This window comes from Alteromonas sp. BMJM2 (assembly GCF_027257845.1).
In the GTDB taxonomy this organism is placed as follows: domain Bacteria; phylum Pseudomonadota; class Gammaproteobacteria; order Enterobacterales; family Alteromonadaceae; genus Alteromonas.
Map to the genome: position 1 here is coordinate 359,007 of NZ_JAPVOT010000002.1, position 17,182 is coordinate 376,188.

At 45.3% G+C, this 17,182-nt stretch carries 14 protein-coding genes; 5 read left to right on the top strand and 9 right to left on the bottom strand.

What is annotated here, in order from left to right:
* Positions 1-52: 52 nt before the first annotated feature.
* The 4 genes from O9X84_RS04320 to O9X84_RS04335 all read right to left on the bottom strand — a co-directional run bounded on the left by O9X84_RS04320 (position 53) and on the right by O9X84_RS04335 (position 4,603).
* Positions 53-1,744, bottom strand: coding sequence for a cisplatin damage response ATP-dependent DNA ligase (locus tag O9X84_RS04320; RefSeq protein ID WP_269518353.1), 1,692 nt, complete (start codon positions 1,742-1,744; stop codon positions 53-55).
* The gene (locus O9X84_RS04325) at positions 1,744-2,760 is read right to left on the bottom strand and encodes a ligase-associated DNA damage response exonuclease (RefSeq protein ID WP_269518354.1); all 1,017 of its coding nucleotides are present in this window, start codon (positions 2,758-2,760) and stop codon (positions 1,744-1,746) included. Before O9X84_RS04325 ends, O9X84_RS04320 begins: the two co-directional genes overlap by 1 nt.
* Before the next feature lie 174 nt (positions 2,761-2,934).
* Positions 2,935-3,756, bottom strand: a complete 822-nt coding sequence (locus O9X84_RS04330; RefSeq protein ID WP_269518355.1) for a lipase family protein — start codon at positions 3,754-3,756, stop codon at positions 2,935-2,937.
* 43 nt (positions 3,757-3,799) lie between these two features.
* On the bottom strand, positions 3,800-4,603 hold the full coding sequence (locus O9X84_RS04335) for a UDP-2,3-diacylglucosamine diphosphatase (RefSeq protein WP_442864506.1): 804 nt from the start codon (positions 4,601-4,603) through the stop codon (positions 3,800-3,802).
* Between the two features lie 359 nt (positions 4,604-4,962).
* Here O9X84_RS04335 and O9X84_RS04340 point away from each other — a divergent pair, with 359 nt between their 5' ends.
* Positions 4,963-7,425 (top strand): ligase-associated DNA damage response DEXH box helicase, encoded by a 2,463-nt coding sequence (locus O9X84_RS04340; RefSeq protein ID WP_269518357.1) that lies wholly within the window; start codon positions 4,963-4,965, stop codon positions 7,423-7,425.
* A gap of 10 nt (positions 7,426-7,435) precedes the next feature.
* Positions 7,436-8,188, top strand: coding sequence for a ligase-associated DNA damage response endonuclease PdeM (pdeM, locus tag O9X84_RS04345; RefSeq protein WP_269518358.1), 753 nt, complete (start codon positions 7,436-7,438; stop codon positions 8,186-8,188).
* A gap of 136 nt (positions 8,189-8,324) precedes the next feature.
* Here the strand turns inward: pdeM and O9X84_RS04350 are convergent, their stop codons facing one another.
* The 3 genes from O9X84_RS04350 to folM form a co-directional block, all read right to left on the bottom strand.
* On the bottom strand, positions 8,325-9,218 hold the full coding sequence (locus tag O9X84_RS04350; RefSeq protein WP_269518359.1) for a carbon-nitrogen hydrolase: 894 nt from the start codon (positions 9,216-9,218) through the stop codon (positions 8,325-8,327).
* On the bottom strand, positions 9,205-10,269 hold the full coding sequence (locus tag O9X84_RS04355) for an agmatine deiminase family protein (RefSeq protein WP_269518360.1): 1,065 nt from the start codon (positions 10,267-10,269) through the stop codon (positions 9,205-9,207). The genes O9X84_RS04350 and O9X84_RS04355 overlap by 14 nt, the downstream gene beginning before the upstream one ends.
* Before the next feature lie 126 nt (positions 10,270-10,395).
* Entirely contained in the window at positions 10,396-11,103 is a 708-nt protein-coding gene (folM, locus tag O9X84_RS04360; protein ID WP_269518362.1) for a dihydromonapterin reductase, read from the bottom strand.
* A gap of 164 nt (positions 11,104-11,267) precedes the next feature.
* Here folM and folE point away from each other — a divergent pair, with 164 nt between their 5' ends.
* Complete coding sequence (gene folE / locus O9X84_RS04365; protein WP_269518363.1) at positions 11,268-11,951, top strand: GTP cyclohydrolase I FolE; 684 nt, start codon at positions 11,268-11,270, stop codon at positions 11,949-11,951.
* Positions 11,952-12,028: 77 nt separating this feature from the next.
* On the opposite strand, the gene O9X84_RS04370 is transcribed toward folE, so the two are convergent.
* Together O9X84_RS04370 and O9X84_RS04375 are read right to left on the bottom strand one after the other, a co-directional pair.
* Positions 12,029-12,268, bottom strand: a complete 240-nt coding sequence (locus O9X84_RS04370) for a hypothetical protein (protein WP_269518364.1) — start codon at positions 12,266-12,268, stop codon at positions 12,029-12,031.
* Positions 12,269-12,538: 270 nt separating this feature from the next.
* Positions 12,539-14,488, bottom strand: a complete 1,950-nt coding sequence (locus tag O9X84_RS04375; RefSeq protein WP_269518365.1) for an amylosucrase — start codon at positions 14,486-14,488, stop codon at positions 12,539-12,541.
* Between the two features lie 293 nt (positions 14,489-14,781).
* Between O9X84_RS04375 and O9X84_RS04380 the strand changes: the two genes are divergently transcribed.
* Both O9X84_RS04380 and O9X84_RS04385 read left to right on the top strand, forming a co-directional pair.
* Complete coding sequence (locus O9X84_RS04380) at positions 14,782-15,999, top strand: MFS transporter (RefSeq protein WP_269518411.1); 1,218 nt, start codon at positions 14,782-14,784, stop codon at positions 15,997-15,999.
* 220 nt (positions 16,000-16,219) lie between these two features.
* On the top strand, positions 16,220-17,032 hold the full coding sequence (locus tag O9X84_RS04385; protein ID WP_269518366.1) for a mechanosensitive ion channel family protein: 813 nt from the start codon (positions 16,220-16,222) through the stop codon (positions 17,030-17,032).
* The last annotated feature ends 150 nt before the right edge of the window (positions 17,033-17,182 follow it).

The window sequence follows — 17,182 nt, forward strand, 5'->3', positions numbered from 1 at the left end:
CAAGTAACGCAACAAAGAGCCTGTTACGCATTAGCGTAACAGGCTTTTTTAATTAACGCTCTATCATTTGTTTTAGCGCGTCTAAGGTATCTGCTTCATTCGCAGGCTTGTCCCAGCGTATCCGATGAATTCGCGGAAAGCGAAGGGCCACTCCCGATTTATGACGATTGGAAGGGTGTACAGCATCAAAAGCGACTTCGAAAACCAGCTCTTTTTTCACTTCTCTTACCGGACCAAACCGGCCAACCGCATTGCGTCGCACCCAATTATCTAATTTTTTCAATTCTTCGTCGGTAAAGCCTGAGTAAGCTTTGCCAATGGGCAATAATTGCTCGCCTTCCCATGCGCCAAAAGTAAAGTCTGAATAAAAGCTTGAACGTTTTCCGTGTCCTCGTTGCGCGTACATGATCACCGCATCTACCACTAGAGGGTCTCGCTTCCACTTATACCACTGGCCTTTAGGTCGACCAGGCACATACGTACTGTCGAGTCGTTTAATCATAAGCCCTTCAACCGATCTGTTGTCGCAAACCGTGTTATGAAGGGCGCGCAAACTTTCGGGCGATGATGCACGTAAAGTGTTAGATAAAAATAGCCGAGGGGGCTTCTTTTGCTTAAACCAAGAGGCTAATTTTTTACGCCTAGCCTCCAATGTTAAGGAAGTCAGCTTTTCGCCCTCAAGTACAAGGGCATCGTAAACAATAAGCCCGACCGGATTTGACTGCATTAAGGGTTTGGTTGGCTTTTTCTTGTTAAGTCTTTGCTGCAGCGCATTAAACGTATCAACGATAGGTTCTGATGCAGACGAACTGCTGGCCAAATCTGATGCACTGGCAGTAGTCTCCTCGGTATTGTGAATAACCAATAATTCGCCATCGAGCACCATATTGCCGCTCATTTCTTCCAGTAAATCTGGGAATGAGTGACTGATATCGTCGCCTGTTCGAGAGAACAGCGCCTTTTCGCGCTCTGGTTCATCAGTGGAATTGGTTGGGAGCTTTTCACTTCCTTTATCCTTGCCAGCAAGCTCAGTATTCACTGCAAGCTGTACACGAATTCCATCGTACTTATTTTCAATTTGCCAAAGGTTGGCATCAAAGGTGTCGATATCATTGTCATCAATGGGATGAGAAAGCATGACGGGATGAAACGTGACGGCATTTTCTATATCAGGCTTGTCGGCCTTCCCTTCTAACCACTGCAGAAACTCAGTATACGGTGGGTTTACAGCGTGCCATAAGGTTTCAATCTCTTTAATATCTTTGTTGCCGTAGTCAGCCAATATTTGTTTTATTGAGCGTGCTGATACGCCAATGCGCAGCCCTCTAGTGCCTAATTTCAGCAGTGCCCAGCGCTGAGACGGTGTCATCATGGTTAAGTATTCGGCCAGCGTTGCAGATACTTTCTGTTTAGAGACTGTGGCAAAAGTATATACAATACTGTGAAGAGACGGTAAGGGTGACACAGGGCTATTGAACGGCCATAGATGCGCAACGGTTTCACTCACCTCACCCACATAATCGTAACTCATTGCAAATAAGGCGGGGTCGGTATGCTCGGTAATCAGTTTTTTCACGGTATTGCGTTTAAAAAAATCAAACCGCAGGGTGCCTGCCATGGCCGCAATAGCCCAGCCTCTATCTGGGTCGGGCGTATTTTCAATATAGTCTGCAATAAGCTGTGCTTTCGCTTTCGTTCCAGCGGTAAAGTACAGCTGCTCTAACAGGTTACTAAATGCCTCCATTAATCACCTCCTTGTTCTTCCTCGTCATAGCCCACCAATGATAATGCCCGGGCTTTAAACCCCATCTTTTCTGCTTGATACATCAACGCATCTTCTCTTCCGTGAGTCACCCACACCTCTTTCGGGTTGACTTCCTCGATAGTTCTAAGTAGTTCAGGCCAATCACAATGATCGGAAATAATAAGAGGGAGTTCGGCATTTCGCTGCTTCGCGCGGGCGCGAATTTGCATCCAGCCCGACGCCATCACCGTGCGCACATTAGGAAGACTTCGCGACCATCTATCTGCCAATGCAGAAGGCGGAGCAATCACAATTTCTCCCGCGAGCTCTTTTTTATTTTCCACCTGAGAGACCGGGATAAGTTCGCCAAGATCAATATCAAACTGTTGGTATAAATCGCACAACTTCAATTGAGCCCCGTGAAGATAAATAGGCTTGTGGTAGCCTGCCTCTCTAAGTGCAATAATCAAACGTTGACACTTGCCTAGGGCATAAGCGCCTACGAGGTGACATCGAGCGGGAAATACCCGCAGCGAGTGAAGCAATTTCTCTATTTCGTTTTCAATGGGGGGGTGTTCGAACACAGGCAGTCCAAACGTGGCCTCGGTAATAAGCACATCGCAAGGCACAACTTGAAAAGGCGGGCAGGTGGGGTCGTGACGTCTTTTGTAATCGCCAGATACCACCACGCTATAGCCGCCATATTCCAACAATATCTGCGTAGAGCCCAATATATGACCCGCGGGGTAAAAGGTCACCGTGACATCATTAAAGGTGAGCTTTTCACCTAAGGTAACCGTGTGTTGCTTTTCGGCCATATCCTCGCCGTAGCGAGTTTGCATAATGGCTAGGGTTTCTACGCTGGCATATACCGTATGATGCCCTGCCCGCGCATGATCAGCATGGCCGTGAGTCACTAATGCAGTGTCTACTTCTGTCATGGGGTCAATGTAGAACCCACCCGGTTCGCAGTACAAGCCAGTGTTATCAGTCTTTAGCCATGTTGATGGATGCACAGGCAGCGTTTCCCTCTGTATTTGCAATAAATATAAATACGAAATAACAGACAAAGCGACCACTTGCAGGTAATGCCAATAGCGTTGAGAGCTTCGTTATGAAATACGATGTGAAGCTATGCAGCAGTGTGTCTGCTGTCTTCCTGAGTTGTGCATGTTCAAAGTCAATACAAATTAGTGTTTGTCGAAGAAGTCTTTATTTCGAATGTATTTATGCATGTAATGATAGGAGATGGGGGAAATCAGCCACTGAGAAATAACCCGATATAGCCGCCAGATTGGCTTAGCGTTCTCGTAAACGCGCTCGTTATGTAGCCAAAGCGAGCGGCCAAGGTGCTTAAACAATCCTGGAATTGGAGGGAGGAACGTGACGATATCTAGGTCGCAAACAACTCTAAATGTGCGTTGGTGAAGTAAGTAATGCTTAAAGAATCGACGATAGCTGGTAGAAGGTTGACCAAAGGTGACAACGCGGCGCACGCTTTTAGGAAATGCCAATTCAAGACGCTGCGCTGCTAGTACCGCCATGGCACCGCCGGAGGAATGTCCAGTAAATGTTATGCGTTTGCCAGAGCGAATTAGCGGTGCCAATTTGGCTTCGATATCTTCATATATACTGAGCGTTGCGCTGGTTTTTTTATTGTCATCAGGCAAGGAGACAGTGGTCTGACTTTTTTGATTGAGCAGAAGCTGATAACCAAAATGCACATAGCCGTTGTGCTTTGATTTATCGTTAAAATTTCCCTTTGCTTTACTTGGGAAAATACAAAAGTTGAGCAACCAATCTCGAATAGACTGGGTGCCTCTAAACAGCACGATGACTTCTTTTTTCTTTGGGCGGCAGAGAATGCGTGCCACTACGGTGCCCCGTGAATCGCACACAGCATGGTGCTGATGGGCTGAAAAGCCCAGTGATGAGTAATCAAATTCTTTCGGATATGCCAACTTACACAGCACGGCATAGCGCTCGTACTGATACCGCTTAAGTTTCTTCAATGGCTAATGTCTTTCACATGCATTCATTTGATTGACGTACGCATTACGCCGCTTTATTTTTCGAATTAAAGTGTCTAAGGTCTAGTTCAGACACCGTTTCTTGTTTGGTATACACAACCCAGTCTATTAGCTGTAAATTCCCGGCATTGTCTTCAACTAGCGCAGAGCAATTTTCTATCCAATCGCCGTCGTTCACATAGTGAATTCCATTCACCACATCCGACTCTGGGTGGTGAATGTGGCCGCATATGACGCCATCAAGTTGCAGCGCTTTTGCCCGCTTGGTAGTGGCGTTTTTATACCGTGCTATGGCTTTGTTTGCGCCTTTCACTCGCTGCTTAATGTAGCCTGCTAACGACCAATAGGTTTGTTTTCTCCAGCTTCGCAACAGGTTAAACCAACGGTTTGCAAATAGCAGGGCATCATAAGCCTTATCGCCAATCCAAGCGTGAAATCGGCCTAGAGTCACATCGCCATCACATTGATCACCATGCAACACCAAGTAGCGTTTGTTCGCTGCGGTTTCGTGCACATATTGGCGCTTTATCTCTATATCGCCAAACTGCATTCCTGAATACTTTTGTAAAGGAGCATCGTGATTGCCCGGTAGAAAAATAACTTTTGTAGAGTCATGACTAAGCTGGATAATTTTATGTATCACTTCGTTATGCGTATCTGGCCAACGAAACTGTTTGCTCATCGACCACATGTCGACAATATCGCCCACTAAGTAAAGCCTGTCGCAGGTCATATTGTTGAGAAAGTGAAGAAGAAATTCTGCTTTGCAGTCTTTGTTGCCAAGGTGTGTATCTGAGATAAAAACGCTTCTGAAGTGAGGAGCCTTAATCATTAAAATACTCAAATAGTCATCAGGTGTGAGCATACCCTAATCAATCAACTTGACAGTTAATTGACACCTTCATGACGATATCGTTACGGTGCTGTTCTCAAATCAGTGCACTGCAACAATGGGGGACAGCAGTTCGCTACAACAGTTCGCTGTAAGAGTTGCCTACAACAGTAAGGTGAGAGCTCTCTCGTTAAAGTACTTTTATGTAAATACTTTCGTTTAAATGCTTTCTTTTGTTTGTAAGGACGCGAAAGTGCATGAGGATTGAGGAAGTCAGCCGGTGCAAATAAACCTTGCTGGTAAACCTAACTGGGTAACCTGCGTATAACGAGTAAACAATGGAAGTAAGTTAATTAATGAAATCAGTACCTCCTGTATTTGCTAAGTGGTTTAAAAAGAAAGGGTGGCAGCTTCGCGATTATCAGCGGGATATGCTTGTTGAAAAAGACAAGCATGACTGCACCTTGCTTATTGCACCCACAGGAGCGGGAAAAACATTATCAGGCTTTCTACCGAGTTTAGTAGAGTTAGATGCGTTATTGAGCACGTCAAACTTCACGGGGTTACATACCTTATACATCTCTCCCCTAAAAGCCCTCACCCAGGATATCCATCGCAATTTGCTGCAGCCTATTGAAGAAATGGGGTTGGGGATTAGCGCAGAAACGCGAACCGGAGATACACCTTCCCACAAACGTCAGCGCCAGCGTAAAAAGCCGCCGCATATATTATTGACCACGCCTGAGTCGCTGATGTTAATGCTGAGCTATGCTGATGCAGATAAACTATTTGGCAAGCTGAGGCGGGTGATCATCGATGAAACCCACAGCTTAATGGCGAATAAACGTGGGGACTTCCTGTCATTAGCGTTAGCGCGGCTTTCTGTGTTATCGCCAGCCATGCAGCGTATTGGTTTATCAGCCACCGTGGCCTTCCCTGAAACACTTGGCGCCTGGCTAGCAGGCAGCGACAGTACCGCCAATATTGTTAAAGTAAAGGCAGGGGAGAAGCCTAAGGTAGATATGCTGCATTCAAAAGCACGAATGCCCTTTGGTGGGTTTATGGCGCGCTATGCCATTGATGATATTTACCAGGCAATAGAAAAAGCGAAAACCACGCTGGTGTTTGTTAATACCCGAGCGCAGTCGGAATTGCTGTTTCAAATGCTGTGGGAAGTCAACAAGCTAGCGCTGCCCATTGCCCTTTACCACGGTAGTTTAAGTAAAGAGCAGCGACGCAAAACCGAAGCTATGATGGCAAGCGGTATGCTTCGCGCTGTGGTGTGTACATCTGCCTTAGAGCTGGGCATAGATTGGGGCGATGTGGATAAGGTTATACAAGTGGGGGCGCCGAAAGGGGTCAGTCGATTACTGCAGCGTATTGGGCGGGCCAATCACCGACTAGATGAACCGAGTGAAGCGCTGCTAGTCCCTGCGAATCGCTTTGAAGCGCTAGAGTGTCAGGCTGCGATAGCTGCCATTAATAAAGGTGAGTTAGATGGCGATGCGCCGCACTCGGGGGCGCTGGATATTATTCCCCAGTTTATTTTGAACTGTTTGTGCAGTCAGGCTGATAAACCTGACACCTTGTACCAGCAAATTTTAAACGCCACCCCTTACCAAGGGTTAGACAGAAGTGATTTTGATAAACTTTGGCAGTTCACCTTAGATGGCGGCAGTGCCCTCAATGCCTACGAGCGCTATCAGCGGCTATTAGAAAACGACGACGGTACATTTTCCCCAGCAAATCGGCGCGTAATCCAGCGGCACAGGCAAAATATCGGCACAATTGTGGAATCTGGCCGTCTTAAAGTTAAACGAATACGCCGCGGTAATCAGGGCAAAATTATTGGCGAGGTGGAAGAATATTTTGCTCAACAGCTTACCCCAGGTGATACTTTTTACTTTGCCGGTGAAGTGCTTAAATACGAAGCCATAAGAGACATGCAGCTTCATGCGAAGCCTGCCAAGGCAAAAGAGCCTAAAATACCGAGTTACAGTGGCGGGCAAATGCCGTTGTCTACGTATTTAGCCGATGGTGTGAGAGGGATTTTAGCTGATAGCTCGAAGTGGAAAGCACTGCCTACACAAGTGCAAGAGTGGTTAACCTTGCAAGAGGCTTTCTCTCAACTGCCAAAGCCCGGTAATGTATTGGTAGAGCAATTTCCATTTCGACAAGCGTATTACACATTGTATTACACCTTTGACGGACGAAAGGCTAACCAAACCCTTGGCATGTTGTTAACCCGTCGTATGGAAAAGATGAGTATTAAGCCCCTTAGCTTTAGCGTTACTGACTACGGGCTATCAATAGCGTCGGTGAACCCAATTACACAGCAGCAGCTTCAGCGCTTGTTCCAGCCCGATATATTGGGCGACGAGTTAGAAGACTGGATGCTGCAGGCACCTATGCTAAAACGGTCGTTTCGCCAGGTTGCTGTGGTGAGCGGGCTCACAGAGCAGCGCTATCACGCCAGTCAAAAAACCATGAAACAGGTAACGTTTTCGACAGATTTAATTTACGACACCTTGCGTGAGCACGACCCAGACCATATTTTATTAAAAGTGGCGAGAGAGGACGCAGAGCGAGAGTTGCTAGATTTGTCCAGGCTGGCAAACTTACTTATTCGCTATGTTGATAGCGCGACCTTGGTCAATTTAGAAAAAGTGTCTCCCATGGCTATTCCCATTGTGCTGAATGTTCGCAGTGAACAAATAAAAGGCGCAGGGGCTCAGGCAATTATAGAACAAGCAGATTTGTACGCTGAGGCTGAAAACATGCTAGAAGACGTACGCGCATTGCTTTCGCAAACACAATAATAGGTATTCATTGGCAATCAGCGACAGTTGGCTAACGACTCAGTTAGCAAAAAGAAAACTCAGTATAACCAAATTTGCAGGGCTTCTGTGGGTGCTAGATGCCAGAGGCGTGGCGTATTTGCCGGCGCTCGACTGGTTGGTGGTGTCAGATTTGCATTTGGAAAAGGGAAGTTACTTACGAAGTTATGGTAACCCGCTGCCAAGTGTAGACTCTCAAGCAACCCTTAAGCGCCTAGCGCGTATTATTGAAGACTATCAGCCGGCAAGGGTCATTAGTTTAGGCGATAGTTTTCACGATAAGCACAGCATGGCTCGAATGACAGCTGAAGACCGCGTCTTTCTATGTAATTTAGTATCGCAAGTGACACAGTGGAGCTGGGTAGAGGGCAATCACGATCCTGACTTGCCAGAGGGTATCCCTGGTGAAGCTTGTGAAGAGATACACCTTAACAAAGAGGGCGCTTATGATGTGGTGTTTCGCCATGAGCCCGAAGCTGGTTTAGAAAATAGTTTAGAAAGCAGTGTAAATGCTGGCAGTAGGGCGCAAATTATTGGTCATTTTCACCCTAAAATGCGAACCGCCATCTCACGCAGACGCTACTCGGGGAAGTGCTTTATATCAACGAGTAAGGTATTTGTTATGCCTGCGTTTGGGCAATTCACCGGCGGCCTAGACATCGAAGATGAGGTGATGCTGGCACTGCTGGCAAAAAACGAAAGGAATACGTTTATGATGTACGACGGTATTATTTTTAAAACATAGCGTTTAAAGCATCGCATTTAAAACTCAGCATGTTTTACACCATTGGCTCGACAAAAATGCAAAAATGGGGTCAGATTACAATTTAGAAGCTGCTGCCGCTCAGAAAAAATGCACTCTGACCCCCATTATGTTTGGGTTAGTCGCGCCAGCGTCTTGTTAGGTCATCATAGGCATCTATGCGACGGTCACGGAAGTAAGGCCAAATACGCTTAACCTGCTCGGTACGTTCCATATCAAGCTCGACTGATAGCGTAGTTTCACCCTCTGCTTCTGCCTTTGCCAGTATTTCACCCTGAGGGCCTGCTATAAAGCTCTGCCCCCAGAACTGAATACCTGGGTCGCCTTCAACAGGTGACGCTTCAAAGCCAGTACGATTGGCTACGATAACCGGAACTGAGTTAGCCACAGCGTGCGAGCGCTGAATGGTTTCCCACGCGCCATGTTGACGGGTGCGCTCCTCGGCAGTGTCGTTCACATCCCAGCCAATTGCGGTGGGGTAAAACAACAAGTCTGCACCGGCCATTGCCATTAGGCGCGCCGCTTCTGGATACCATTGATCCCAACACACAAGTACCCCCAGCTTTCCAACACTTGTTTGTATGGGTTCAAAGCCGGTGTCGCCCGGCGTGAAGTAAAACTTCTCGTAAAAGCCAGGGTCATCAGGGATATGCATCTTGCGATATTTCCCGGCAATCTCTTTACTTCTATCAAAAACGACCGCAGTATTGTGATAAAGCCCTGAGCCACGTTTTTCGAAAAGCGAAGTTACCAAAACGATGTTGTGTTTTTCAGCGAGCTCACCAAAAAACTCAGTTGCTGGACCAGGAATTGGCTCTGCTAAATCAAAGGCGTCGGTGTTTTCTTGCTGGCAAAAATATAAGGTGCTGTGCAGCTCTTGTAGCAAAATGCATTCACAACCTTGCTCGGCAAGTTTAGCCACTTGCTCAGCACTTTTGTTCCAATTTGTCGCTTTGTCGTTATCGCTTACAGCCTGCTGCACAAGGCCCACTTTTAACTTATTTGGGGGCATGTAGTGATACTCCTTTCCTTAATGTCTCAATGATGTCGTCTTTCAGCGTATTTTTTGGCACTTGCATAGAAATGCAGTGCAAACTGCCGTATTGCTTTACGAGTACACGACAGTCAATTGGTTCAACAATGTAATTTGGAAACGCTTTTTGAATAACATTAATCGCTTCCCTGTCTTCGTCTTGCCCGTAAATAGGGAGCAAAATAGCGCCGTTGCAAATGAGATAGTTAGCATAAGAGGCGGGTAATCTATCGCCGTCTTCATTGCTAATTAACGGTAGCGGTAGGCGATATTGTTGATGCTCGGGTAGTTCACGAGCGCATTCATTACACAGCGCCTTCAACCCTTCAAAGTGACTGTCATCAGGGCGATTATCACACGCTTGAATGACTAGGCCTGTATTAGGCGTAAATCGCACCAACGTATCAACGTGACCGTCGGTGTCATCACCTTCAAGGTGCCCATGTTGTAATACGGTAACCTTGCTACATCCCAATATATCGCTGAACGCATCAGCATAAGAAGACAACGGCATATCGCCATTGCGCTCAGGGTTTAGCAGGCACTGTGCAGTCGTTAATAAATGTCCTTGGTCGTCAATTTCAAGAGCGCCGCCTTCTGCCACCATAGGGCTGCTTCTCAATACCGATTTACACAGAGCGGCTAAGTATCGCTGGTTGGCTAGATTGTCGTCTTCAGCGTTGAATTTGTTTCCCCAACCGTTAAAGCGAAATTCCACTGGCGAGCCGTTTTTGTCGCTATCTAAGCAGGTTATAAACCCATAATCCCGCATCCAAGTGTCGTTATATGTGGCAGGTACAATAAGTACCTTTGCATCAGGTGCAAGGCGCGCCGTGAGGTCGTCGATATCGGCGGGTGCACAAAGTAGTATTACCCCTGCATTATATCGGTTTATTGCAGTTATGACGTTGAGATAGGTGTCTCTGGCTTCTTCAAGCCATTGTGCCCAATCAGTGTGGGCGTGAGGCCATGCCAGCATGATAGCGTCTGCATCATGCCATTCTGGCGCCATAGTGCGTGTGCCCTGCATAGTTCATCCAAGTAAACAGTTAAACGCCAAGTATAACTGTACCGTGTAGTCCCACCAATACTCCTTATCATAAATTTACGGTTTTAAATTAACGGGAAAGAAGCGCCTTACACACTGTCTCTTCAATCATTTTAAGTGCCTACCACCGTTTAAGTGCAGGGTTTGCCCTGTAATGTAGTCGCTGTTAAGCAAATAGTGCATAGCTTTTACTGCTTCTTGTGCACCAGGTACCGTTTCAAGTAAGGATTTCTTTAATGCTTTTTGTTTATAAGTGTCGTCATCACCCTCATTAAACATAAGTAGCGCAGGGGCTATGCTATTGACCTTTACCTGGGGAGCTAGTTTTTTTGCAAAAGAGAGCGTTAAGTTGTGCAAAGCTGCTTTGCTGGCCGCATAGGCCATATGTTTTTCACTGCCCGTATCCTGTACATAGTCTGTCATGTGAATAATGTCGCTAAAACCATCTTGATTTGAAAGCGAATGGGCTAAGGCGAGATTGATACGGTAGGGTGCGAGAGCATGAACATTCATCATGCGGTTAAACAAGCTGTGCTTATCGTCATGGTCTTTTTCTTGTGCCCAATCGGATGCGTTGTGAATGATTGCGCGATAGTTTTCGCTTGCTGCCTTAATATCATCAATTGCTCGATCAATAGCCTGCTCAGTGCTAAAATCTGCATATATAGCGGTTGCGCCCTTGTCTTTGAGTTTTTCTATCGTGGGTCGCAGTGTTCTGTAGGTTACGACAACGGCATTACCCTCTTCGAGCAAGCTCTGCGCCATAGCCAGTCCTAATCGCTGACTGGCGCCGGTAATAAGTATAGGTGAGGCCAAGGTGTTTTCCTAAATAGTTAATATGTAAAGAAATACGTAAATACTGTGCCATTGGTACATAACTTGGCAACCAAATTAAAAAAAAGTCATTTAGTAACCTAGTCGATCTGTAACGCATTGATGTGCGTAGAAGTAAAAAAAAGAAGTCATATACGGATGAACCAATGTTAGCAAAAGAAGCGGTAATTGTGCGCGATGCACTCGATCCCTCTATATCTGAATCAGCGCAGCGTGTACGAAACGTATTAGAAGCGAAAGGCTTAGAAACGCCCATGGTGCCTAACGGCCTAAGCGATGAGCAAAAGCGCACGCGTATTGCCAGCGCCATGCGCGACGTAATGGAAACGCTAGGTCTAGATTTGACGGACGACAGCTTGTGCGATACGCCAACGCGCATTGCAAAAATGTATGTGAATGAAATTTTTGGTGGCTTAGATTATAGGAAATTCCCTAAAATCACTGCTATTGAAAACAAGATGCAGATTGACCAGCCTGTGCAAGTGTCTGACATTAGCCTAACTAGCACTTGCGAGCATCATTTTGTGACTATCGACGGAACTGCGACAGTGTCGTACATACCAAAAGACACTGTTATTGGTTTGTCCAAAATAAATCGTCTTGTTAGCTTTTTTGCCCAGCGCCCGCAAGTACAAGAACGATTAACTCAACAAGTCTTAGTTGCAATTCAAACGCTAGCGCGAACAGATGATGTAGCGGTGTCCATTAATGCTACGCACTACTGCGTGAAAGCAAGAGGTATTAGAGATACCAACTCATTTACTAAAACGTCGGCGCTAGGCGGCCAGTTCCTTTCGGATAATGATTTGAAACGCAGCTTTTTTGCATAGACAGTGCAGATAGTACAATGAGAAATGCCGCAGAGTAGTTGCTCGATAAGAGCTTCTATCTTTGCGGCTTTTTGAAATTATCTTGCTCTGAAATCAGGGTCTAGACTATCTATCACTAAGTTTATCTTTCCGCCAACACCATCAGCGGGTGTTAAACTCAGGCGCTTCTCACAACAAGAACATGAATCAAATTGTTCCGTGTACATATCTTTAAGTACTCCAATTTGAACCGTGTTTGTTGCCCCGCAATGTGGGCACATATATTCCAATCCGCTTTCGCCAAGCATAATTTCTTCTTTCCCCATGATGATGTCCATATTTCACGCTTTGCGTGATGTTTCCATTGCATGCTTAGTGTTCCTAAGCGCAAAAATTACTCGATGTAATAATTTTTCAAAAGCTCAAAAGTGAAAAGGTATTTAAACGATGGTGCTTCCAAGCACGAGACGTTAAAAATACTATTGCTTATTATAGTAATAAAGAGATTGTTTACCTAAAAAATTCTTAAAAAAAGGTAAGTGATTGTATTGGAAAGTTATTAAAGCGCAGCCGTTACTGCTACTGCGCTTTATCGTACGCTTTAAGTGTTAGATAGCTAACCATAGCTGTTGGAAAGGACGCAGAGTGATGACGGCCTCATTCCCTTTATACGTTGCGTCAGACAACAAGTCAGCACAGGACGCGTTGTCTAATGTTGCTAGTATTTCCCCATCAACTTGCTGCACGTGTTCACTGAAGTTGCTTATAACAAGCAATTTTTTACCGTCTTCGTTTTCTCTTAAAAATGCAAAACAGTGGTGATTACTAGCTTCGAGAATGTAGGTGCGCGCCTTACCGAATACAGCATGGGTTTTGCGTATTGCTAGCATGTGCTGAAGACCTTCAAACACCTTCACGCTCGCATCTTCTTGAGGGGTTAACGCACGTGTTACTTTTCCCATGGCCAGTGCGGTATCTTCAGGAGTAACAGCTATCCTATTTACCCAGCGGTCGTCATGCTGTTTAGTCACGTCATCGCGATAGCTGTAGTCATTAAGCTTTGCAATTTCATCACTAGAGTACAACAGCGGTATACCGCCAATACTGAACGTGATGCCGTAAAGTAACAACATACGGTCGACGGCTTCCTCAATACCCTTCGCATCGTTGTTTTGTAGGGCACTTTCCAGTCCACACAGAGACGCTAGAGACCCACAAACGCGACAATCGCCATTCGATGGGTTTTCTGCAAATGGAACACCATTGGCAAAGCTGCCTTCAAAGCGTCCAGTGAAAAATTGGTTTAGGAAGAAGCGGTGATCATTGCCGTTAATACCAAGCTCTTGTGCTACCTCATCATCAAAGGTCCATCCAATATCATCATGGCAGCGAACATAGTTTACCCAAGTACAATTATCAGAAATAGCGAAGCTCTTTTGCATTGAGCGAGTAAGTAGTCTCGTTTTTCTGGTTGCTAGGCTATTCCAAAGCAGCGCCATAAGAAGTGGGTTATAAGACAATTTACACTCGTCTTCGCCAATGTATTTGTTGACTTCATCGGGGTGTACAATGGCTTCAGATTTAAATACCACCGCAGGCGCCGCTATTTCTAAGCAGCAATTAAACGCTTGTATTAAAATGTGGGCCTTGTCTTGGTTTTCGCAGTTAGTCCCCATTTCCTTCCAAATAAATGCAAGGGCATCTAGGCGAAGCGCTGCAGAGCCTAAATTAGCCAAAAACAACATTTCAGAAGTGATGGCATTAAAGACTTCTGGATTACTGTAATTTAAGTCCCACTGAAAGCTGTTAAATGTAGTCCACACCCACTTTTGCATTTGCTCGTTGAAGGTAAAACTTCCTCGACGAACCTGAGGGAATATTTCTCTTAGCGTGGTCTCATATTGGTCGGGTATGGTTCTATCATCATAAACGTAGTAATAGTTCTGATATTGCTTTTTACCCTCAAGCGCTGCCTTTGCCCAGCGGTGCTCGTCAGAAGTGTGGTTAAACACAAAATCAAGAACCAGGTTAATTCCCTCTTTGAGCAGAGCGTCAGCAAGCTTTTCTAAGTCTGCGGTAGTGCCAAGGGTAGGATTAACCTTGCGATAATCCGACACCGCGTAGCCGCCATCACTGTCGCCAGCAGGTGCGTCGTAAAGTGGCATTAGGTGAAGATAGGTAATACCTAGTGCTTTGTAATAAGGAATGCGGTCGTGTAAATCGTTAAGGGTAGGGCCCATTAAGTCAACGTAACACGCTAAACCTACTTGCTTTTCGTCGCGATACCATAGCGGTGATTTAAGCCTGTTTTCATCAAGCTTTTTAAGAGCAGGTTTTCTTTTCTTAACCCCATCTCTTAACGTTTCCACTAATTTTTGTAAATGATAGTAACAATCATATTGGTGGCCATACACATAAGTGTACTTTTCAAACAGCGAAGGAAAATGCGCTCTAAGACGTCGGGTGAATAGCGTCGCGTCTTTCTTCGTTAGGCCTGATAGATCGGTAGATTCCAAGATGCGGTCTAGGCAAACACTAACGTCAGCGGCATAGTTCATAAGTGGCTCCAAAATGTTACGCAAATCCGTTTTTTCTGTTGCGTTAAAAGAAAGATAAGAATTAACAAGTTTACAGGGATTTTAAATTCTGTTAACTTTTATCTTAAACGATTAAGTTATTTTATCAAATATTCTTTCACATTTGTTCATCAAATAGTCTAGTACGTCTAGATAGTGACGGACGAATCACATAAATTAGCTTGGTTTTAGGCTCTAATAGCAGTATTGACGCGAGACTCACTATGTCCAATCAGGATCAAAATAGCAGAATTATAAGATGGTTAACCTACCTGATGTTTATGATGTTCGCCATGACATCAGATTCGGTAGGGGAAATTATAAAGGAAGTGAAGGTGGCATTTTCTGTCACTAATGCACAAGCAAGCCTTATGCACTCCCTTCCTATGTTGGGCATAGCGTTGTCAGGCCTATTTTTGGGCTTTTTAGCCGATAAAATAGGTAGAAAGCCGACTATTATTATGGGCTTGGCTATCTTTGGTGTGGCGTGCTACAGCTTTTTAGTCGCTGACGACTTTTTACTTATTGTGAGTCTAATGAGTTTGTCGGGGGTGGCCGTAGGTGTATTTAAAACTGGCGCCCTTGCACTTATAGGCGATATTTCCTCATCCACAAAACAACATACTTCAACGATGAACGGCGCGGAAGCATTTTTTGGTGTTGGCGCAATAATAGGGCCGTTAATCGTCGCTTACTTAATCCATCAAGGCGTGGCGTGGCAGTGGCTTTATGTGATTGCAGGTGGTGTATGTACCGTATTGATTGTGGGTGCGCTATTCGTAAAATATCCAAATTATACGCAAGAAAAAAGTGAGAGCGTTAAGCAGGTTTCAGTACTTCAAAGTTTAGCGCTTGTTAAAAACCCCTACGCCTTTGGTTTTTCAGTTGGCGCATTTTTGTACGTGGCTGCGGAAAGCGCGATATACGTATGGATGCCGAGCTATTTAGTGTGTGATGCCTCTACACTTCGAGCAACTTACGACTGCTATACAGAAGGTTTCAGTCAAACCTTAGCCATATACTCGGTAACGGCGTTTTTCATACTACGCGCAGCAGGTCGTTTTGTAGGTATTTGGATGATGTCCCGTTTCAATTGGGCACTCGTGCTAATGCTTTTCAGCGGCGGCATTGTGCTTTGCTTTGGTGCTGGTCTGATGGGGGGCAAGCAATTGGCACTTTATTTATTCCCGCTAACCGGTATTTTCATGTCGGTGATATATCCCACGTTTAATTCGAAAGGAATAAGCTGTTTTCCCAAACATCAACATGGCAGTGTCGCAGGGGTTATTCTTTTCTTCACCGCTGCAGGTGCAGCAGCTGGACCATTCATCATGGGGTTAGTGAGTGATGCTAACGGTGGCGACGCTAAGTACGGGTTTATGGTTGCAACGGCATTTGCCGCTATTTTATTTATCGGCATGGTGTATAACTTTGTTAAAAACCCAACGCAAAAACGCCTAGCCGAAATTGAAGCGTCTGAATACAGCAATTAACGCCGTAAGCTAGCGCTTCAACAAAACGACAACATGGATATTATGAAACACCCCCAGGCATTGGACATTCCAATAACTGGGGGTGTTTTCATTTGGGCCGTTTCTCTTTGCGCAGACACTTCACGTCACCCACGCGCTCTAGAGTCTTCATTTTATTGTATGTAGTTTCAATGTTGTTTATCCTCGGAACATCTCAATTATTGACGTATTTTTTTCACCTATGGACGAACTCAAGCAAGCCCAAGCACTCTACGATACCCTAGTAGAATTTGCAGTAACCTACAGTTTCCAGATATTTGGCGCTCTGGTTATCTTTTTGGTGGGCTGGTGGTTAGCCGCAAAAATAGGTGATGTTGTCGAGCGCGTGATGATTAATAGAGATATTGATATCACGCTAAGTAGGTTTACAGGGGGCGCCAGTAAACTGGTTGTCCTGGGTATTGTTATCATTATTTCGCTAGGCAATATCGGAATAAGTGTTACGCCATTAATTGCGGCCATAGGTGCTGTGGGCCTTGGTGCTGGGCTAGCCATTCAAGGAATGCTTGCGAATTATGCGGCTGGCTTTACCATTATAATTACACGCCCCTTCGTTGTTGGCGATACTATTCGAGTACAGGGCGTTTCGGGTGTGGTAGACCAAGTAATGCTGCCTTATACCCTGCTCATAGATGAAGACAACGTCACTATTCAAATTCCTAACAAACTCATTGTGGGTGAGGTGCTGCACAACTCTGCAGATAATATGCTTATTGAACTGTCAGTTGGCGTAGCATACTCAAGTGACGTAGACCATGTACTTTCGGTAGTGACAGATGCAGTAAAGTCGGTGGACGGTGTTCCTTCAGACAAGACGCACTCTATTGGTATAGATAATTTCGGCGATAGCAGTATTAATATTGGGATACGGGTGTTAGCTCCCTCAACGCGCCATTTTGAAATTCGGTATGCGCTGAATAAAGCCGTGTTCGACGCCTTAAAACAGGCGGAGATAGAAATACCCTTTCCTCAACGTGAAGTTAAAATGCTATAGCTTGTTTGGCTTATTAACCTTAAGAAAGTGGTGTTCTTTTGATTAAAACAGCACGGCTCAGGACAACATTGTTCAGAACTGCATTGTTTATGCCAGCTCAAAACACAATTGCTCAGGGCCGTATTGTTAGGACTTAACTGTTTAGGACAT